At 66.9% G+C, this 17,754-nt stretch carries 21 protein-coding genes; 9 read left to right on the top strand and 12 right to left on the bottom strand.

The genetic code is table 11. The features are described 5' to 3' along the window. Window positions 1-103: 103 nt before the first annotated feature. From AC13D8_RS16430 to AC13D8_RS16415, 4 genes are all read right to left on the bottom strand, one after another. On the bottom strand, window positions 104-2,206 hold the full coding sequence (locus AC13D8_RS16430) for a N,N-dimethylformamidase beta subunit family domain-containing protein (RefSeq protein WP_482969730.1): 2,103 nt from the start codon (window positions 2,204-2,206) through the stop codon (window positions 104-106). Window positions 2,207-2,210: 4 nt separating this feature from the next. Next, the gene (locus AC13D8_RS16425; protein ID WP_482969729.1) at window positions 2,211-3,488 is read right to left on the bottom strand and encodes a TRAP transporter large permease; all 1,278 of its coding nucleotides are present in this window, start codon (window positions 3,486-3,488) and stop codon (window positions 2,211-2,213) included. A 14-nt stretch (window positions 3,489-3,502) separates the two neighbouring features. Then, a complete protein-coding gene (locus AC13D8_RS16420; RefSeq protein WP_482969728.1) occupies window positions 3,503-3,985 on the bottom strand; it encodes a TRAP transporter small permease in 483 nt (160 codons plus the stop codon). A gap of 71 nt (window positions 3,986-4,056) precedes the next feature. Beyond that, entirely contained in the window at window positions 4,057-5,055 is a 999-nt protein-coding gene (locus AC13D8_RS16415) for a TRAP transporter substrate-binding protein (protein ID WP_482969727.1), read from the bottom strand. A gap of 113 nt (window positions 5,056-5,168) precedes the next feature. Between AC13D8_RS16415 and AC13D8_RS16410 the strand changes: the two genes are divergently transcribed. After that, entirely contained in the window at window positions 5,169-6,059 is an 891-nt protein-coding gene (locus tag AC13D8_RS16410; RefSeq protein ID WP_482969726.1) for a LysR family transcriptional regulator, read from the top strand. Window positions 6,060-6,160: 101 nt separating this feature from the next. Here AC13D8_RS16410 and AC13D8_RS16405 read toward each other — a convergent pair whose 3' ends face one another. From AC13D8_RS16405 to AC13D8_RS16390, 4 genes are read right to left on the bottom strand one after another with little or no spacing between them, the layout of a single operon-like run. After that, a complete protein-coding gene (locus AC13D8_RS16405) occupies window positions 6,161-7,084 on the bottom strand; it encodes an OmpA family protein (protein ID WP_482969725.1) in 924 nt (307 codons plus the stop codon). A gap of 1 nt (window position 7,085) precedes the next feature. Then, window positions 7,086-7,661: a peroxidase-related enzyme gene (locus tag AC13D8_RS16400; protein ID WP_104017082.1), complete on the bottom strand. Its 576-nt coding sequence runs from the start codon at window positions 7,659-7,661 to the stop codon at window positions 7,086-7,088. Continuing rightward, the gene (locus tag AC13D8_RS16395) at window positions 7,658-8,383 is read right to left on the bottom strand and encodes a GNAT family N-acetyltransferase (RefSeq protein WP_482969724.1); all 726 of its coding nucleotides are present in this window, start codon (window positions 8,381-8,383) and stop codon (window positions 7,658-7,660) included. Before AC13D8_RS16395 ends, AC13D8_RS16400 begins: the two co-directional genes overlap by 4 nt. Beyond that, entirely contained in the window at window positions 8,380-9,102 is a 723-nt protein-coding gene (locus AC13D8_RS16390) for a competence/damage-inducible protein A (RefSeq protein WP_482969723.1), read from the bottom strand. The genes AC13D8_RS16395 and AC13D8_RS16390 overlap by 4 nt, the downstream gene beginning before the upstream one ends. A 45-nt stretch (window positions 9,103-9,147) precedes the next feature. Between AC13D8_RS16390 and sfsA the strand changes: the two genes are divergently transcribed. The 8 genes from sfsA to AC13D8_RS16350 all read left to right on the top strand — a co-directional run bounded on the left by sfsA (window position 9,148) and on the right by AC13D8_RS16350 (window position 14,558). Continuing rightward, window positions 9,148-9,909, top strand: a complete 762-nt coding sequence (sfsA, locus tag AC13D8_RS16385; protein WP_482969722.1) for a DNA/RNA nuclease SfsA — start codon at window positions 9,148-9,150, stop codon at window positions 9,907-9,909. Window position 9,910: 1 nt separating this feature from the next. Beyond that, window positions 9,911-10,783 (top strand): type I methionyl aminopeptidase, encoded by an 873-nt coding sequence (gene map / locus AC13D8_RS16380; protein ID WP_482969721.1) that lies wholly within the window; start codon window positions 9,911-9,913, stop codon window positions 10,781-10,783. Window positions 10,784-10,969: 186 nt separating this feature from the next. Continuing rightward, on the top strand, window positions 10,970-11,986 hold the full coding sequence (locus tag AC13D8_RS16375) for a DMT family transporter (RefSeq protein WP_482969720.1): 1,017 nt from the start codon (window positions 10,970-10,972) through the stop codon (window positions 11,984-11,986). Between the two features lie 2 nt (window positions 11,987-11,988). Beyond that, the gene (locus AC13D8_RS16370; RefSeq protein ID WP_482969719.1) at window positions 11,989-12,885 is read left to right on the top strand and encodes a DMT family transporter; all 897 of its coding nucleotides are present in this window, start codon (window positions 11,989-11,991) and stop codon (window positions 12,883-12,885) included. 96 nt (window positions 12,886-12,981) lie between these two features. Beyond that, window positions 12,982-13,248: a glucose-6-phosphate isomerase gene (locus AC13D8_RS16365; RefSeq protein ID WP_129432019.1), complete on the top strand. Its 267-nt coding sequence runs from the start codon at window positions 12,982-12,984 to the stop codon at window positions 13,246-13,248. Window positions 13,249-13,349: 101 nt separating this feature from the next. Beyond that, complete coding sequence (locus tag AC13D8_RS16360) at window positions 13,350-13,733, top strand: NADH:ubiquinone oxidoreductase subunit NDUFA12 (RefSeq protein ID WP_104017090.1); 384 nt, start codon at window positions 13,350-13,352, stop codon at window positions 13,731-13,733. Window positions 13,734-13,743: 10 nt separating this feature from the next. Further along, a complete protein-coding gene (gene mlaD, locus AC13D8_RS16355; RefSeq protein ID WP_129432018.1) occupies window positions 13,744-14,202 on the top strand; it encodes an outer membrane lipid asymmetry maintenance protein MlaD in 459 nt (152 codons plus the stop codon). Continuing rightward, window positions 14,199-14,558 (top strand): DUF2155 domain-containing protein, encoded by a 360-nt coding sequence (locus AC13D8_RS16350; protein WP_482969718.1) that lies wholly within the window; start codon window positions 14,199-14,201, stop codon window positions 14,556-14,558. Before mlaD ends, AC13D8_RS16350 begins: the two co-directional genes overlap by 4 nt. On the opposite strand, the gene aat is transcribed toward AC13D8_RS16350, so the two are convergent. The 4 genes from aat to AC13D8_RS16330 form a co-directional block, all read right to left on the bottom strand. Next, window positions 14,525-15,166 carry a leucyl/phenylalanyl-tRNA--protein transferase gene (gene aat, locus AC13D8_RS16345; RefSeq protein WP_482969717.1) on the bottom strand — a complete coding sequence of 214 codons (642 nt, stop codon included), beginning with the start codon at window positions 15,164-15,166 and terminating at the stop codon, window positions 14,525-14,527. The two genes, AC13D8_RS16350 and aat, sit on opposite strands and share 34 nt — an antisense overlap. Then, a complete protein-coding gene (gene accC, locus AC13D8_RS16340; RefSeq protein ID WP_482969716.1) occupies window positions 15,166-16,515 on the bottom strand; it encodes an acetyl-CoA carboxylase biotin carboxylase subunit in 1,350 nt (449 codons plus the stop codon). The genes aat and accC overlap by 1 nt, the downstream gene beginning before the upstream one ends. A gap of 7 nt (window positions 16,516-16,522) precedes the next feature. Next, entirely contained in the window at window positions 16,523-17,017 is a 495-nt protein-coding gene (gene accB, locus AC13D8_RS16335) for an acetyl-CoA carboxylase biotin carboxyl carrier protein (RefSeq protein ID WP_482969715.1), read from the bottom strand. A 118-nt stretch (window positions 17,018-17,135) separates the two neighbouring features. Continuing rightward, window positions 17,136-17,678 (bottom strand): PAS domain-containing protein, encoded by a 543-nt coding sequence (locus tag AC13D8_RS16330; RefSeq protein ID WP_482969714.1) that lies wholly within the window; start codon window positions 17,676-17,678, stop codon window positions 17,136-17,138. Between the last annotated feature and the right edge of the window lie 76 nt (window positions 17,679-17,754).

Raw genomic sequence — 17,754 nt, 5'->3', positions numbered from 1 at the left:
TTAGGATCAGATATATACTGGCCCGGGCGCGGGGCTTTCGGTATCCCGACGCTTGCCAGGGAGAAGGCGCTGAGCGAGAGCGAGGACAGGTTGCGCCGTTGTGCTACGTGCCCGTCAGTTTTCGGTGCAGGTAGTTCTCCAACAGGCGCGAGACGTCGTTGTCGAAATCGTTCCACGGCAGGCTGCCGCAAAAGGTGATCGAGCCGACGGCAAGGACCGAGCCGCCCTCCGGCAGCTCGAAATAGATCAGGTCGGCGTGCTTCGCCTCTTCCTCCGGTCCGCCGGTCAGGTTGGTCAGGTGGGTGAGCTGCTCTTCGGGGACCAGCATGAACGCGCGGTTGTCGCCCGCGGAGCGTGCCAGCAGAACATGGTTTTGCGGCGAGCCGATGCGTTGATCGACGTGATCCAGCTCGAATCCCGCCGCGCCGTTGCCGCTGAACCCGTATCCGCCGAACAGATCCTCTGTCACGCCCTTGAACAGCCAGTCGAAGGCCGGATCGTGGCATATCCGCTGATATGGCGCGCCGTGAAACTCGCCCTGCGCGGCAAAGCCGATCCCGACCAGCGCCTGCGGTGCCCGCCCGCTGCGCCGCCACAGGCCGCCATAGGTGCCGTCGAAGGCGTTGTAATACTCGCCCGGCTCCGCCGCCCACGCGCGAATGCCATCCTCGGCGCGGCGGATTTCCAGCAGGCTGTCATTCTCGGCGTGCCGCGCGATGCGCCAGTAGAATCCGTTCCCCCCGAGATAGAGCAGGTGGCCGCCCGCATCCCGGTAATCGCCCAACGCGTCGAGCGTCTCGGCGGTGTGATATTCGGGGTGCGTGGTGGTGGTGACGGCCTTGTAACCGGCCAGCACCTCGGCCCCTTCGGCATGCAACTCGTGGTCGGTGATGATGTCATAGCCGATGCCCTTGGCGTGCAGCCAGCTTATCAGGTGGCTGTCGGCCGGAAAATGCCGCAGCCCCGAACAGGCGGTCGCCCCGAAGGTGAGGAACCCGGGCCGGAAATTGAACAACGGCCGCCGGTGCGAGGCATGGCAGATGCCCGACCCGTCGGAATGGGTGTTGTAGGTCGACAGGCCGTAATCGGGGTATTCCGCCGGGTTGTGGGGATAGGCCCCCCAATCGCGCATCCGTCCCTGCCATGCCGGATCGTAGTCGGGACGGGCATGGTTGCCGTAGATGACATAGGTAAAGGTCGGGATGAGCACGCAGAGATCGGCGCGGCGCGTGCCCTTGGGCGGGCAGATGTAGAACGGGATGGCATCGCTGCCGCGATCGCCCTCGATATGCATGACATATACGCCCGAGGGCATGTCCTGGGGCACGGTCAGGGTGAAATCGGTCTGCCAGCCGAAATCGTAGATATCATCCTCATGGAAATGGATGGCGCCATAATGCTCGGGCTTGTGCCGCCAGCACATCTCCGAGGCGTCCCACGCCGACCCGGTCATCGCGCGGGTCGGAAAGTTGACGAGGTGCAGCGGCGGCCCGGTCATGGCGGGGACGTCGCTGTGCGGGATCGAGGCCGACAGATCCCAGGCCGCGATCATGCCGTCCGCGCCCGCGATGGCGGGGGCCTCGATCTTGCCGTTGAAGAAATGCCGCGCGCGCGCGCCATCCAGACACGCCGCAAGGCCGACCGGAGCGGTGATCGCCCCGCATTGCAGCGGGCCGGTTTGTTCATGCGTCTCGCGGCTGTGGTGTCCAAGGACCGTCTGGACAAGGGTGGCGCTGCCATCTTGCAGGCGCGCCTCTATGCGCGTCCAGCGATGCGGCGGCAGCGGCGCCCCGACGGTGACCCGCCCGTCCCCAGCCGCCACGAAGAGACAGCCCCCCGCGTCGATCCCCATGCACAGCGGCCCGCAGGATAAAACCGCCTGGTCGCGGCCGTTGAGATGCGTGGGCTGGACCGTCGCGCTCAGGCTGACGCCGCCTTGCGCGGGCAGCGTGACCACGCCCTCCGTGTGGCCGTAAGAGCCGGGAAAGAACGCCTGATGCCGGGCGGGCAGGTCGCGCGGCGCGAACCATTCGCTTGCATCCTCTTCGGTGATTCCCATGCCCGCCGGGTTGGGATCGGCGCAGATCGAGCGGACCAGCCGCGCGCGGTAGCGGCCGCCCTCGGTCGAGGACACCTTGAAGGCGATCTCTTCGCCGGGCCGCGCCGAGAGACGGTCGGTATAGCCGGTCAGGGGAACTTCTTTCATGTGATTACCTCAGTTGCGGGCCGTAAACGAGATCGGGCAGCCAGGTCACCCAGCCCGAGAAAAACACCAGAAGCAGGATCATCAGCATGTAGGGGATGAGCAGCGGCAGCACCCCGACCGAAATGTCCTCAATGGTGATCTTGCTGATCCTTGCCGCGACGAACAGGTTCACGCCGATGGGCGGTGTCAGGAACCCGATCTCGCAGGTCATCACGGTGAAAATCCCGAACACCACCGGATCGACACCGAGGCTGGTCACCAGCGGAAAGAACACGGCGGTAAAGATGATGATCTGCGGGATGCTCTCCAGCCACATGCCTACGAGGATGTAGAAAATCCCGATGAACAGCATGATGAGCCAGGGATAGGCCACCAGCCCCTGGAAGAGCGCCAGGATATCGCTGGGAATGTCGAAGATCGTCACAAGCTGACCGAACGCCTTGGTCGAACCCAGGATGAACAGGACCGAGCCGATGACAATGGCGGTGAACTTGAACGCGTGCAGCAGCTTGGCCCAGGTCAGCCCCTTGTAGATGAACAGCCCGACAAAGAGACCGTAGGCCACCGCCACCGCTGCCGCCTCGGACGGGGTGAAGATACCGGCATAGATGCCGCCCAGGATCAGGATCGGCGCGAACACCGCCCATTTCCCTTCCCACAGCGCCCACAGCAGCGGCCCCCAGCGAAACCGGTCCTCGGTGCCGCCGTAGCCGTTCCTCCACGAAATCACAAAGACCGCGACCATCAGCATCAGCCCCAGAACGACGCCCGGCAGGATACCCGCCAGAAACAGCCGCGGGATCGAGACGTCCGTGACCAGCGCGAAGATGATGAGGAGGTTGGACGGCGGGATCATGCTGCCGAGCGCGCCCGCGGATGCGGCGATGGCCCCGGCAAAGCGCGAGCGATAGCCCTCTTTCTGCATCGCGGGGATGGTGATCGAGCCGATGGCGGCGGTGGTGGCGGGGCCCGAGCCCGAGAGCGCGGCAAAGAACATGCAGGCCACCACCGTCACCAGCCCCATGCCGCCCTTGTAGGCCCCGACAAGGCGTTTCGCGATGGTGACCAGTTTGTCGGACATCCCGCCCTGCTCCATCAACTGCCCGGCCAGGATGAACAGCGGAATGGTCACCAGCGGGAACGGCTCGAACGCCGTCCACGCCGCCTGCGCCATCAGGGTCAGGGGAATATCGGCGATCAGCAGGCCCGCAACCGTGGCCAGCCCGGCGGCAAAGGGAATCGGCACGCCGATGGCCATCGCGAAGACGAAGGCCGCGGCCATGACAATAGGGCCATTCATAGCGGCAGACCTTTCCAGCCATCGCGGCCCCAGCGCCAATAGACCTGCCCGATGCGAAAGAGCATCAGGGCAAAGGCCATCGGGATGATCATCTGCACCCACCGCTGCTCGATCCCGAGGCCGGGGGTCATGTAGGTGACGTTAAACAGAAGCTGCGTGTAGATCGTGGTCTGCACGATCATGAAGATCACGAACCCGGCCCACAGCCCGTCGGCCAGCACCACCGCCCCCACCTGCAAGGCGCTCGGCAGGCGGTTGACCAGCAGCGTAATGCGGATATGCGCGCGTTCGCGCACCGCCATCGTGGCCCCGAGATAGATCGCGAAGATCATGCCGTAGACGGCGGTCTCCTCGGCCCAGGCGGCGGCGGTGGAAAAGAAATAGCGCAGGATCACCTGCAACAGCACCGATCCGACCACGACCGTCAGGCAGATCGTGCAGATCACCTCTTCGAAGTATCGGTCGATTTTGGACAACATTCCCCAGCCTCCACCCTGAAGGTGTCAAGAGGCATGGGGGCGTGTTGCCCCCATGCGGTGGTTCGGAGGTGTTACTCTGCTTCGGCGCGGATCGCATCGACCAGGGCGATGAATGCCTCGCCCTTGTCGGCGGCATAGCGATCCTGCACCCGCAGCCCCGCCTCGATGAAACCGGAGCGATCGAATTCGGCCGTTTCCATGCCGCCCTCACTGGTCAGGAAGGCGCGAATCTCGTCGATCCGCGCGGCCATCTCTTCGCGGTGATGGACGCCTGCTTCTTCTGCCGCCCGCATGACCGCGTCGCGCTGCGCCTGGTCCAGCTTGCCCATCACGCGTTCGCTGGCGAAAAGCGGCGAGAAATAGGTGAAATGCTCAAGCACCGTGAAATAGGGCATGATCTCGTAGAACTTCTGCGACTTGATGAACGAGGTGCCGTTATCGGCCCCTTCCACCGTGCCGGTCTGAAGCGCGGTGGGCGTGTCCGCCCAGGGCAGCGGGATGGGGGCCGCGCCGAATTCCTCGTAGGTGTCGATCATCACCTGGTTCTTGGGGACGCGGACCTTGAGCCCCGCCATGTCCTCGACCGAGGTGATCGGGTTGCGCGAGTTGTAGAAATCGCGATCCCCGACAAAGCCATAGGTCAGCAGGTGCACCCCCGTGGCGGCATGAAGCTGCTCGGCAAAGTCGCGCCCGACCTCGCCTTCCAGAACGCGGTAGGCGTGATCCTTGTTCTGGAAGATGTAGGGCAGCACGAACGCATCCATCAGCGGAAAATGCGGAGAGATGTTGTTGCCGGTGATGATGAACATGTCCACCGTACCCAGCTGCATGGCCTTGAAGGCCTCGTCCTCGCCCATCAGCTGACCGCAGCAGCGCACCTTCACGTCGATGCTGCCATCGGTGTATTGCTCGGCCAGTTCCTCGAACTTGTCGGCAAGCACGGCATAGGTGCTGGTCTCGGCGGCGGCATAGCCGAGGTTGATGGTGACGTCCTGCGCCGAGGCGGCACCGGCCATGAGGGTGAGCGCCGCGATGGACCCGGCGAAACGGTGAATGGGTGACTGTGACATGATTGCTCCCTGTTGCGTGCTGGATTTATTGATCTTGTTATCCAGGCAGGGTAGCCGGGCGCGATCTGCAAGTATAATATCAATTGATTAGTTTCTGATGCATAATAGGTATCATGAAAATCGGCCTCCGCCATATCCGCTATTTCCTGGTCCTCGCCGAGGATCTGAATTTCAGACGTGCCTCGGAACACCTGCACATCTCGCAACCGGCGCTCACCCGCACGATCCAGCATCTTGAGGCCGAGTTGCAGGTCACGCTGTTCGACCGCTCTCAGAACTTCGTGCGCCTGACCGATGCGGGACGCGCCTTTCGCGAGGGCGGGCAAAGGGTACTGAACGGGATGGAGGCGACCATCGACCTTACCCGCCGCGTCAGTATCGGCGAGGCCGGGGCGCTGCGCGTCGGCTATACCGATTTCGCCATCGCCGACGCGCTGCCCGAACTGCTCAAGCGGTTTCACCATGAACATCCCGGCATCACAGTGCGCCCGCATCACGGGGTCACGGCCACGCAGCTTCAGGAGTTGAAGGACGACAAGCTCGACATCGGGTTTGTCACCGGCCCGGTGCGGCAGCCGGGATTTCAAAGCCGTGTCGTGCAAACCGACCGTCCGATCTGCATCGTGCCCGAAGGGCACCGCCTGGCATCGCGCAAGTCGGTCACGCTCGCCGATCTGGCGAACGAGGATTTCGTGCACGGACCGGCAGAGGCCTGGGCGCATTTCTACGACTACCTGTTTCCGCTGTGCCGCAAGGCGGGCTTTCACCCGCGGATCGTGCAGGAGGCGTTCAATTCCGTGGGCATTCTCGGGCTTGTGTCCTGCGGCATGGGCATCACCATCCTGACCGAGAGCATCTACGATTTCGGAACCGGCGGGCTGGTGCCCATTCCCATCCGTGACGTTGCCGATGTCATGGTGACCGAGGCGGTGTGGGCGGCCGAGAACCTGCGTCTGCCGACACAACATTTCGTCGATTTTCTGGAGAACCAGGATAACGGCTGACGGCCCGGCGCGTCACGAAAATGGCCCCTTCGTGAGGGGCCGGAAATGTCCGGGAACGCTGCTCTGGCGATCCACCGGGCCCACAGCACCGTCCAATCCATCTATTGCAGGAGTACCACCTCGACCCGGCGATTGATCTCGCGGCCCTCGGACGTGTCGTTGGCCGCCACCGGCGCGAGATAGCCCACGCCGCGCGCCTCGACGCGTGCGCCATCGACCCCGTGATCGGCGATGAGCCGCGCGCGCACCGCCTCGGCGCGAGCCTGCGACAGCGCGATATTGGCGTCGAGCGCGCCGACGTTGTCGGTATGGCCCACCAGCGCGATCCGCGTTTCGGGGTCTTGGGCCAGGAATGCCGCCAGCGCCGCGAGGTCCGCGTGCGGCCCCGGCCCGAGCACCGCCTCGCCCGAGGCGAAGTCCAGCCCCCGCAGCACCATGTGCCCGGCCTCGCGCAGCGTGGCCTCCAACGATCCCGTCCCGGCCTGTGGCGCAGGGTCGGCCGGGGCGGGCGCCGCCTCTGCCGTGCCGGCGGGCCCGACATGGGTGAGTTGCACATAGCCCCGCTCGCCCGCACGGCTGACGAACAGCATGACATGCTCGACCACCTCGCCCGTGCCGCGCCGCGCCAGCAGGTAACGGTAATCGAAGAGGTTCACGAACATCGCGGGCGCCGGCAGCACCGGCACGGCAAAGCGGAAGCCAAACCCGCCGCAGCCATCCGCCGCGCAGGAGAATACCTCTTTCCACCCCGCCTTTTCCAGCGCCGCGCGTAGCGGCGCCATCCGCTCCAGTGTGCTCTGCCCACCATCTGGCAGCCGCCACGCCCGACTGGTAATCGTCCCGTCGAGCCGCAGCCGCGATACCGCGCCACCCTCCAGCGCGCCTTGCGGCAGGTGCACCGTGTCGGCCTCGCGGATCACCTCTGCCGTGCGTTCCGCGCGCTCGGGCAGCGGCAGGTCCTGCGCCTGCACCGCCCCGGCAAGGAGCAGCAGCGCCACGAGCCACGCCGCCCGCCGCGCCCGCATCTCAGCGCGCCTGCGAATGGTAGTCGGGGTTGGGCTCCATCCCGGTGGCCGAGGCGACGCGGTTGGACATGTTGAAGAACCCCGCCACATTGGCGATGTCCCAGATATCACGGTCGGAAAAACCGTGATCGCGCAGCGCCTGCCGGTCGGCCTCCTCGACGGTGGCGCTTGCCGTCGTCACCTTGGCCGCGAAATCGAGCATCGCGCGCTGGCGTGGCTCGATATCGGCGACGCGGTAATTCATCACCATCGCCTCGCCCAATGCGGGATCGCCCGAAAGCGCGCGCACCGCCGCGCCATGCGCCACCTGGCAATACCAGCACCGGTTGATCGAGCTGACCACCACGGCGATCATCTCGCGCTCGAGCTTCGACAGCCCCGAGGGCGCCAGCATCAGCGCGTTGTAGAGCCCGGCAAAGGCATCGAGCTTATCGATATCGAACGCGTGCGCGCGCAGCACGTTGGGCACGAGGCCCAGCTTGTCCTCGCATATCTCGAAATAGCGCGCGGTCGCCTCGGGCAAGGGATCGACCGGCGGCAGGTCGAGCGCGGTGGGCTGGTCGTCTTTGCGGGTCATGGCTGCTCCTTCTGACGGTAATGATACGTGCCGACGCGGGAAAATCCCATCGCCGAATAAAGCCCGTTCGCCCCTTCGTTGGCCTGCGTGCAGATCACGGCGAGATGTCGCGCCCCCTGCGCGGCGGCCCAATGCGCGGCCTGAAGCATCATCAGCCGCCCCAGCCCCGCGCGCCGGTGGCGGGCGCGTACCTCCAGCGCGTGTACCATCGCCACGCCGTCGTGGATGGCCACGAACCCGGCGGCGGCGGGTTGATCCCTGAGCCGCCCGAGAAGCCCCGTCTTCGGCCCCTCGACCCGCTCCATCACCGCCACGCGCGCGGGGCCGATGCCGCCCTCGGCCCAAATGTCGCGCATGATCTCCAGCGGTTCCCAGATGGTAAAGGTGGTGACGCGCGGCAGCGTCTCGCCGGTCAGCGCGGCCACCGGCGCGACATGCAGGTTGACGGGATCGACCACGCGGTAGCCGCGCGCCTCCAGCATCGCATCAAGCGCGTCATCGCCCTCGCGCACCTGAAAGAGCGGCCCCTGCCCGAGCGCCCGCATCGCCGCCTCGGCGCGGTCGAGATCGTCCCCTGTCGCCGCGCCCGTCACGGTTGCCGCCGACACACGCTTGCCGCCGCCCCGTCCCTCGTGGATCGTGACCGGGCCCAGCGCACGGGTCGCGGCGGACGGCCATGTCGCCTCGGTGACGGCGTAGAGCGCCTGGACATCGGGCATCATGCCGGGAACATCCCGGCCAGTTCGGCCATCGCCGCGTCGAGGCGCGCGCCATCCTGCCCGCGGATCACGATCTGCGCCCCGTGACAGCCGTCGCGGATGAACGGGTAGGAACCGACCGACAGGTCGGGATAGCGCGCCGCGAGATCGGAGAGCGGGGCGGCGATATCGCCCTCGCCGCGCCGCACCTCGTAGGATTGCGACAGGACCGGCGCGCCGCCGGTCAGCGTGGGCAGCACCGAGGCGAGCATCGCCTCGAAGATCGACGGCACCCCGGCCATCACATGCACGTTCCCGAGGATAAAGCCCGGCGCGGCGCTGATCGGATTGTCGATCAGCGTGGCCCCCTCGGGGATGCGCGCCATGCGCAGCCGCGCTTCGTTCAGCTCCTGCCCGCGCGCATCGTAATGCGCGGCGAGGATGGCCCGCGCATCGTCGCGCACACCGATGGGCGTATCGAAGGCGCGCGCCACCGCCTCGGCGGTGATATCGTCATGGGTGGGGCCGATCCCGCCCGAGGTAAACACAACGTCGAACCCGCCGCTCAGCGCCCGCACGGCGCCGACGATGGCCGCTTCGTCGTCATGCACCACGCGCACCTCGCTGAGGTCGATGCCGACATGGGTCAATTCGCGCGCGAGGTGATGCATGTTGGCGTCGCGCGTGCGCCCCGAGAGGATTTCATCCCCGATGACGAGCATGGCGGCGGTCGGGTTGGGCATGGCGGCTTCCTTGCAGTGGGTCCGGCCCCGGTATAGGCCCCGCCCATGCGGTTTCAAAGCCCCCTCCTGCGCGCCACCCTGCTCAGGCGCTACAAGCGGTTCCTCGCCGATATCCGGCTGGAGGACGGCACCGAGACGACCGCCCATTGCGCCAATCCCGGTGCGATGACCGGCCTCGCCACCCCCGGCACCACGATCTGGGTCGAGCACAACGACGATCCCCGCCGCAAGCTGCGCTACGCTTGGCGGCTGGCCGAAACGGCCGGGGGCGCGCTCGTCTGCGTGGATACGGGTGCTGCCAACCGCGTGTTGCGCGCCGCGCTCACCGCCCGCGCGCTGCCCGCGTTTGCCGCCTATGACGAGGTCCGCCCCGAACAGCGCATCGGCGAAGCGAGCCGCGCCGATTTCATCCTGCGCGGACCCGGTCTGCCCGAGGCGGTGATCGAGGTGAAATCGGTGACCCTCGCGCGCGCGCCCGGGCACGCCGAGTTTCCCGACAGCGTGACCGCGCGCGGCGCGCGCCACCTGCGCGATCTGGCTGCTTGCGCGCGCGAGGGGCGACGCGCGGTGCTGTTCTACCTCGTGCAGCGCAGCGACGCGACCACGCTCGCTACCGCCGCCGATATCGACCCGGCCTATGTCGCGGCGTTTGACGCGGGCCGCGCGGCGGGCGTCGAGGTGATGGCTCACCGTGCCGAGATCACGCCCGGCGGCATCACAATCGGCCCGGCGCTGCCGCTGGCCTCTGGTCCTCGCGGCGAAAACGGCCTAATTGGGGGAAAGTACGGAGAAATCGACGGGGCATGACGTGAACCAGACGCATCGGGGGCGCACCACGCGCGACGGCATCCGCATCCACGATGCGGCGGATTTCGCAGGCATGCACGCCGCCGGACGGCTGGCTGCGCAAATCCTCGACGAGATATCCGAACACATTTTCGTGGGCCAGACCACCGAGGCCATCGACGCGCTCATCGAGCAGAAGATCAAGGCCGCCGGGGCGAAATCCGCCACCATCGGCTACAAGGGCTATCGCCACGCAAGCTGCATCAGCGTCAACCACGTGGTCTGCCACGGCATCCCCGGCGCGCCCATCCCCAAGAGCGGCAGCGAGACCATTTCGCGCGACCACGAGAAGCGGCGCGCCGACGACGCGCTACGCGACGGCGACATCCTCAACATCGACGTGACCGTGATCGTCGACGGCTGGTTCGGCGACACCAGCCGGATGTACGTGGCGGGCAAACCTTCGCGCAAGGCCGAGCGGCTGATCCAGGTCACCCATGACGCGCTCATGAAGGGGATCGAGGCGGTGCGCCCCGGCGCCACATTCGGCGATATCGGCCACGCCATCCAGAGCCATGTCGAGGCACACCGCATGTCGGTGGTGCGCGATTTCTGCGGTCACGGGCTTGGCCGGGTATTCCACGCACCGCCCAACGTGCTGCATTACGGGCGCGCGGGCAGCGGGCCGCGGCTCGAAGAGGGGATGTTCTTCACCATCGAGCCGATGGTGAATCTCGGCCGCCCCGACAGCGTCGTGCTCGACGACGAGTGGACGGCGGTGACGCGCGACAAATCGCTCTCGGCGCAGTTCGAGCATTCCATCGGCGTGACCGCGCAGGGCGCCGAGATATTCACCCTCTCGCCCGCCGGTCGCTTCCACCCCACCCGCGCCTGACGCCGCCTCCACCCGTGTCGCTATCAGACAAGACAGTCGCTTTCTGACATGAGAGCCTGCGCGCACCGGTCATTTCACCGGCCCTCGACGCATCCAGACCGTCCGCGCCCGCGCCCCGCACCGAGGGGCCGCGCCGCCCCCGGTCTGTCCGCGCCCACGCAAGACAGGAAACCGCCAATGGCGATGATGAGCACGCATCCCCTCCCGGCCCCCTCGCGCGCCCTGCACGGCATCCTGTGTATCAAGGCGGCGATGCTGCTCTTCGTGGTGCAGGACGCGGCGATGAAATCGCTGCTCGCGAGCTACCCGGTCTGGCCCCTGCTCTTCGCGCGCTCGGTGGTGGCGGTGATGCTGCTGGTGCCGCTCATCGCCTGGCTTGGCGCGCCGCACAGCCTGCGCTCGACACTCTGGCCGCTGCATCTCGCGCGGGCGGCGCTGTTTGCTGCGGGATTCTCGATGTTCTACGCGTCCTTCCCGTTCATGGGGCTGGCGGAGGTCAGCACGATCTTCTTCGCGGCACCGCTCTTTACCGCGCTGATGGCGGCGCTGTTTTTGGGCGAGCGGATTGGCGCGCACCGCGTGGCGGCGCTCATTGTGGGCTTCGCGGGGGTGGTGATCGCCATGCGGCCCGGCGGCGGGCTCGACTGGGTGGCGGTGCTGCCGCTTCTCTGCGGGCTCAGCTACGCCGCCTCGCAGATCCTCGCCCGCCGAATCGGCGAGCGCGAGAGCACGCTCACGGTGGGGCTCTACACGCTGGCCTTCTCGGGCGTTCTGATCCTGCCCGCGGGCTGGGCCGTGGCGCAGATCGTGCCCGACACGGCGGCCACGCAGCACCTGCGCTGGGGCCTGCCCGCAGGCACGCTGGCCGACTTCACCCCCCTCGCCGCGCTGGGCCTCGTGGGGATGGTGGCCTACATGCTTGCCTCGCGCGCCTACCAGGTCGCCCATGCCAGCCTCGTGGCACCGTTCGACTATACCTACCTGCCCTTCGCCGCGCTGCTCGCCTACGTGGTCTGGGCCGAGGTGCCGCCACCGGCCACGCTCGCGGGCATGACGCTCATCATCGCCTCGGGGCTCTATATCGGCTGGCGCGAGATGCGCGCGGCGCGGCGCGGCGACGCACCACCCGTGATCGCCGAGAGCACCTTCACGCCAGGTCACCTGCCGCCGCAGCCCGGACCAGAAGACGATCGCGCGCCGTGAGCATGACGGCCACCACAGAGCGCGATCTCTCGGGCTATCTGCTGGTCTTCATGGCGGGCGTTCTGTGGTCCACCGTGGGGCTGGGTATCCGCCTGATCGAGGACGCGGCAGTCTGGCAGATCCTCTTTTACCGATCGCTCGCCATGAGCGTGTTTCTCTACGTCGTGGTGCGGCTGCGCTCGGGGCGCGCGCCGCTGGCGCGCATCGCCGCGATGGGCTGGCCCGGCGTGATCGCTGGCACCGCGCTCGTCGCGGCCTATACCGGCGGAATCGCGGCGATCCAGTCCACCTCCGTTGCCAACGCGATGATGCTCTTTGCCGCCGCCCCGCTGATCGCGGCGGTGCTGGGGCGCATCATCCTTGGCGAGAGCGTGCGCCCCGCCACCTGGATCGCCATCGCCGTGGCAGCCTGCGGCATCGCCGTGATGGTCTGGGACAAGACCTCCGGCGCGGCACTCAGGGGCAATCTCGCGGCGCTCGGCTCGGCGCTGGGCTTTGCCGTGTTCACCGTGGCACTGCGCCGCGGACGCGCGGTCGAGATGATGCCCGCCGTGCTGCTCTCAGGACTCATTGGCACCGTGGTCATGGCGGTGATCTCCCTCTCGCTTGGCCTGTCGCTGTCGCTTACCCCTCGCGACGCGGGGATTGCCACCGCCATGGGCGTCTTCCAGGTCGGCGCCGGTCTCATTCTCTACACGATCGGGTCGCGCAGTGTCCCCGCCGCCGAACTCACGCTTCTGTCGATGTCCGAAGTGGTGCTCGGGCCGGTCTGGGTCTGGCTGTTCCTGGGCGAGCGCGCCGAACCCACCACGCTTGTGGGCGGGGCGATCCTGCTGGCGGCCATCGCGGGCAACGCGCTCTCGGGCGCACGGCGCAAGCGCCCGCCGCCAATCCCCTGACCGGCTAATCCTTGCCGATGCCGCTTTTTTCCCGGGACGATCCTGCGTTATGCTGGGTAAAGTCTCAGGCCGCCACAGGCGGGAAAGGAGCATGACATGACACGCAACACGATCATCGGTGCACTTGCGAGCCTCGCACTGGCAGGCTGCATCGACACGACCGACAACCGCGAAGTGACCGGCGCAGCCCTTGGCGCAGGCGCGGGCCTGATCGGTGCCGCGGCGTTCGACGCCAATGCCGGATGGACGGTACTCTCGACGCTGGCTGGTGCGGCGGCGGGTACCCTCATCGCCCGCAACACCCGCACCAACCGCTGCGCCTATGCGAATGGCGACGGCACCTACCGCACCGTGCCCTGCTGAGCCGGATATTCCGGCGCGCCCGGACACGGGCGCGCCCACGCGGCACTGGACCTTTGCCATCAAATCCGCCATATCGGACAGGGAATGAGCCGGAGGGTCTGATGGGTATTCTCAACACGCTATTGCGCGCCGTGACGTGGTGGAACGGGCAGACGCTCAACACCCAGTTCTACACCTGGCGCAACGGCGTGAAGGTGGGCGAGGACACGGAGGGCAACATCTTCTACCGCTCCCGTGACGGCAAGAAGCGCTGGGTGATCTTCAACGGCGAGGCCGAGGCCAGCCGGGTAAGCCCCGATTGGCACGGCTGGCTGCACTACACCTATGCCGAGCCACCGAGCGACGCGCCGCTGCCACACAAGGCATGGGAAAAACCCCATCAGGAGAACCTGACCGGTACGCCGCTCGCCTATGCGCCCGCCGGGTCGATTCGCCGCCCCGAACCGGTCGAGCGGCGCGACTACGAAGCGTGGACGCCGGAATAGGGGCAAAGCCATGTCCGAGAACAAGACCGAGGTCCTCGTGGGTGGGCTGGTGCTGGCCGTGGCGCTTGGCTTCGTCGCCTATGCCGGCAAGACCACCGGCTTCACCACAGCGGGCGAGGAATATACCCTCAACGCCAGTTTCCGCAGCGCCGACGGCGTCAGCACGGGCACCGATGTGCGCCTCGCGGGCGTCAAGGTGGGCCGCGTGACCGAGCTGCGCCTCGATCCCGGCACCTATCGCGCCAAGGCGATCTTTACCGTAAGCGAGGGCATCGACGTCCCCGATGACAGCGCCGTGGCGATCTCGTCCGAGGGGCTGCTGGGCGGTAATTACGTCGAGATCCTGCCCGGCGGCTCGCCGTTCTATTTCGCGCCGGGCGACGAAATCGAATTCACCCAAGGATCGGTCAGCCTCGTCTCGCTCTTGATGAAATTCGTATCCGGCAACGAGGACGGAGCCGAGCAATGATCCGAGCCGTGGCGGCCTGTCTGCTGATCGCCTGCGCACATGGCGCGGGCGCGCAGGAGGACACGGCCCCGGGGCGCGGCGCGGTGCTGCGCGGGCTGGACAAGATCACCACAGAGCTGCGCGACCTCGACCTTGCCAATGGCGAGGTCGCCGAGTTCGGCTCGCTCACGGTAAAGCTGACCGAGTGCCGCTACCCCGAGGGCAACCCGGCGGGCGATGCCTATGCCCACGTCACCATCCGCGAGACGCAAGGCGGCAAGCTGTGGTTCGACGGCTGGATGCTGGCCTCCTCGCCCGCGCTCAACGCGCTGGAGCATCCGCGCTACGATGTCTGGGTGATGCGCTGCACCACCTGAGCCGGGTCACCCTCCAGCGGTAGCGCCGTTATATCCGCCTCTGTCTCCAGCGCCTCCGAAAGCCGCGCACGATACTCGGCGCGGTCGATCTCGACAGCCCCCAGCCGCGCCAGATGCGGCGTGATGAACTGCGTGTCAAACAGGATGAAGCCGCAGCGCCGCAGGTGATCGACCAGGTGCGCCAGCGCCCGTTTCGAGCCGTCGGCGCGGCGCGAGAACATGCTCTCGCCAAAGAACGCGCGCCCGAGCGTGACGCCATAGACCCCGCCCACCAGCGCGCCTTCTTCCCACACCTCCAGCGAATGCGCGTGTCCGCGCGCGTACAGCTCCAGGTAGGCCTCGCGAATCGGCGCGCTGATCCAGGTATCGTCCCGGTCGGCGCAGGCATCCACCACGCCCGCGAAATCGGCATCGAGCGTGACGGTATATCCCCCCCGCCGCATCCTGCGGACAAGACTGCGCGAGAGGTGAAATCCGTCCAGCGGCAGCACGCCCCGGCGCGGCGGATCGACCCAGAACACCTCGGCATCGCCACGATGCTCGGCCATCGGAAAAATGCCGGCAGCATAGGCGCGCAACAGCAGCGCGGGGGGCAGGAAGGCGGGCATCACTCCCGCAGGTTGGTTTCAAGCCAGTGTTCGAGCCAGTGGATATTGTAGCTGCCGTTGCGGATGTCTTCCTCCTGCAACAGCGCGTGAAACAGCGGCACCGTGGTGTCCACCCCGTCCACGATCAACTCGCCCAGCGCGCGGGCAAGACGGCGCAGCGCGGTGTCGCGGTCGGCCCCGTGAACAATCAGTTTGGCGATCAGGCTGTCGTAATAGGGCGGGATGCGATAGCCGTCATAGAGCGCCGAATCCATCCGCACACCAAGCCCGCCGGGCGCGTGAAACTGCGTGATGGTGCCCGGGCGCGGCGCGAAATCCGGCAGCTTCTCGGCATTAATGCGCACCTCGATGGCGTGGCCGTTGATCACCAGCTCCTCCTGCGTGAAGGACATCGGCAGCCCCTCTGCCACGCGGATCTGTTCGCGCACGAGGTCCACGCCAAAGATCGCCTCGGTCACCGGGTGCTCGACCTGCAACCGCGTGTTCATCTCGATGAAAAAGAATTCGCCGTTCTCGTAGAGAAACTCGATCGTGCCAGCGCCGCGATAGTTGATATTGGCGCAGGCATCGGCACAGATCGCGCCGATACGCGCGCGCTCCTCGTCGGTGATGCACGGGCCGGGCGCCTCTTCCAGCACCTTCTGGTGACGCCGCTGGAGCGAGCAGTCCCGCTCGCCCAGATGCACGGCGCGGCCCTTACCGTCGCCGAACACCTGCACCTCGATATGGCGCGGCGTGGTCAGGTATTTCTCGATATAGACCTCGTCATTGCCAAACGCGGCCTTGGCCTCCGACCGCGCAGTGAGAAAGGCGCGCTCCAGCTCGCCCTCGTCGCGCGCCACCTTCATGCCGCGCCCGCCGCCGCCCGCCGTCGCCTTGACGATCACCGGATAGCCGATCTCGGCGCACAGCGCCTTGGCCGCCGCGACATCGTCGATGCCCCCCTCCGAGCCGGGCACGCACGGCACGCCCAGCGCCTTCATCGTGTCCTTGGCGGTGATCTTGTCGCCCATGATGCGGATATGCTCGGCCGAGGGGCCGATGAAGGTGAGGTCGTGATCCTCGACGATCTGCACGAAATTGGCGTTCTCCGACAAAAAGCCATAGCCAGGATGAACCGCCTGCGCACCGGTTACCTCGCAGGCGGCAATGATCGCGGGGATCGACAGGTAGCTCTCCGACGACGCCGGCGGGCCGATGCACACGGTCTCGTCGGCCATGCGCACATGCATCGCGTCGGCATCCGCCGTGGAATGGACGGCGACCGAGCGGATGCCCATTTCGCGCGCCGCGCGGATCACGCGCAGCGCGATCTCGCCGCGGTTGGCCACAAGGATCTTGTCGAACATGCCCGCCTCACTCGATAATCATCAGCGGTGCGCCGTATTCGACCGCCGCGCCATCCTCGATCAGGATGCGCCGGACGGTGCCCGCACGCGGCGCGGGGATGTGGTTCATGGTTTTCATCGCCTCGATGATCAGCAGCGTGTCGCCCTCGCTCACCTGCTGACCCACGCTCACAAAGGAGGGCGCGCCGGGCTCCGCCTGCATGTAGACGGTGCCGACCATCGGCGACGTGACGGCGCCGGGATGGCTCGCCGGGTCATCCACGGGCTCGACGGGGGCGGCCGCGGGCGCCGACGCCGCGGCAGCCGGCGCAACGGCAGGCGCCGCGGGCGCGCTGCTCACCTGCGTGGTGACGATCTCGCCCCGTCGGCTCACCCGCACGTTGAGCGTGTCGTCCTGCCCGTATTCGCGCTTGACCGACAGCTCGGTAAGATCGTTCTCGTTCAACAACTCCGCGAGCGCCCGGATAAAGGCCACGTCCGATTCATGCGTTTCGTTCGACATTTGCTTCCTCGGTAACGGCGATGGTGCGCGCAGGCCGCGCCCATCGCAATGGTTTCCGACGCTTATAGGGCATGCAGATGCCTGAGAAAAGCGGCCATTTCCCCCACGATACTCGGGCTCAGAGCGGCATTCCCGACAGCTTCGCCACCAGTTCGGCAAGCTTGCGCGCGCCGAATTTCTCCAGCAGGCGGGCGCGGTAGACCTCGATGGTGCGATGGCTCAATCCCAGCTCCAGCCCGATTTCCTTGGACGTGAGCCCCCGGCACGTCAGGATCGCCACCTCGCGCTCGCGCCGTGTGAGCGCGACGAGCGGGCGCTCGTCCGAGAGATCGGCAAATGACCAGATGCCGCGCGCGAACGGCGCGTCGGGCGTCAGCGACTGCCCCCGCACCCGGCACCAGAACAGCGCGCCCGAGCCGCGCCTCATCACCCGCTCGTCGGCATAGCGCCCGGTCTCGCGCATCACGGCCAGCGCGTCCGAGCCGATCCGGCGGTAATCCTCGATCGAAGGGTAGAATCGCGCCAGCGGCACGCCCGCGTAATCGCCCGGATCCCCGCCAAAGATCACGGCGAATTGCCGGTTGCAGGTGCGGATGATCCGGTGCTCCAACACGGCAAGCCCGACCGGCGCATGATCGAAGGCGAGTTTCTCGGTCTCCATGTCCCCGTTATGCCGCGCACGCGGCGGCGCTCCAAGCGAATTGCGCGGGGCGGACGTCTTGCCATGATCGCGCGAA

This window comes from Roseovarius sp. B-10 (genome assembly GCF_056859295.1).
Note: the sequence above shows the minus strand (reverse complement) of the source record. Positions and strands in the feature narration are given on the sequence as shown.

Excerpts from the sequence above, each read along its gene's own strand:
- AC13D8_RS16430 (WP_482969730.1), bottom strand. The coding sequence starts at position 2,206 with ATGAAAGAAGTTCCCCTGACCGGCTATACCGACCGTCTCTCGGCGCGG.
- AC13D8_RS16425 (WP_482969729.1), bottom strand. The coding sequence starts at position 3,488 with ATGGCCGCGGCCTTCGTCTTCGCGATGGCCATCGGCGTGCCGATTCCC.
- AC13D8_RS16420 (WP_482969728.1), bottom strand. The coding sequence starts at position 3,985 with ATGTTGTCCAAAATCGACCGATACTTCGAAGAGGTGATCTGCACGATC.
- AC13D8_RS16415 (WP_482969727.1), bottom strand. The coding sequence starts at position 5,055 with ATGTCACAGTCACCCATTCACCGTTTCGCCGGGTCCATCGCGGCGCTC.
- AC13D8_RS16410 (WP_482969726.1), top strand. The coding sequence starts at position 5,169 with ATGAAAATCGGCCTCCGCCATATCCGCTATTTCCTGGTCCTCGCCGAG.
- AC13D8_RS16405 (WP_482969725.1), bottom strand. The coding sequence starts at position 7,084 with ATGCGGGCGCGGCGGGCGGCGTGGCTCGTGGCGCTGCTGCTCCTTGCC.
- AC13D8_RS16400 (WP_104017082.1), bottom strand. The coding sequence starts at position 7,661 with ATGACCCGCAAAGACGACCAGCCCACCGCGCTCGACCTGCCGCCGGTC.
- AC13D8_RS16395 (WP_482969724.1), bottom strand. The coding sequence starts at position 8,383 with ATGATGCCCGATGTCCAGGCGCTCTACGCCGTCACCGAGGCGACATGG.
- AC13D8_RS16390 (WP_482969723.1), bottom strand. The coding sequence starts at position 9,102 with ATGCCCAACCCGACCGCCGCCATGCTCGTCATCGGGGATGAAATCCTC.
- sfsA (WP_482969722.1), top strand. The coding sequence starts at position 9,148 with ATGCGGTTTCAAAGCCCCCTCCTGCGCGCCACCCTGCTCAGGCGCTAC.
- AC13D8_RS16375 (WP_482969720.1), top strand. The coding sequence starts at position 10,970 with ATGAGCACGCATCCCCTCCCGGCCCCCTCGCGCGCCCTGCACGGCATC.
- AC13D8_RS16370 (WP_482969719.1), top strand. The coding sequence starts at position 11,989 with ATGACGGCCACCACAGAGCGCGATCTCTCGGGCTATCTGCTGGTCTTC.
- AC13D8_RS16365 (WP_129432019.1), top strand. The coding sequence starts at position 12,982 with ATGACACGCAACACGATCATCGGTGCACTTGCGAGCCTCGCACTGGCA.
- AC13D8_RS16360 (WP_104017090.1), top strand. The coding sequence starts at position 13,350 with ATGGGTATTCTCAACACGCTATTGCGCGCCGTGACGTGGTGGAACGGG.
- mlaD (WP_129432018.1), top strand. The coding sequence starts at position 13,744 with ATGTCCGAGAACAAGACCGAGGTCCTCGTGGGTGGGCTGGTGCTGGCC.
- AC13D8_RS16350 (WP_482969718.1), top strand. The coding sequence starts at position 14,199 with ATGATCCGAGCCGTGGCGGCCTGTCTGCTGATCGCCTGCGCACATGGC.
- aat (WP_482969717.1), bottom strand. The coding sequence starts at position 15,166 with ATGCCCGCCTTCCTGCCCCCCGCGCTGCTGTTGCGCGCCTATGCTGCC.
- accC (WP_482969716.1), bottom strand. The coding sequence starts at position 16,515 with ATGTTCGACAAGATCCTTGTGGCCAACCGCGGCGAGATCGCGCTGCGC.
- accB (WP_482969715.1), bottom strand. The coding sequence starts at position 17,017 with ATGTCGAACGAAACGCATGAATCGGACGTGGCCTTTATCCGGGCGCTC.
- AC13D8_RS16330 (WP_482969714.1), bottom strand. The coding sequence starts at position 17,678 with ATGGAGACCGAGAAACTCGCCTTCGATCATGCGCCGGTCGGGCTTGCC.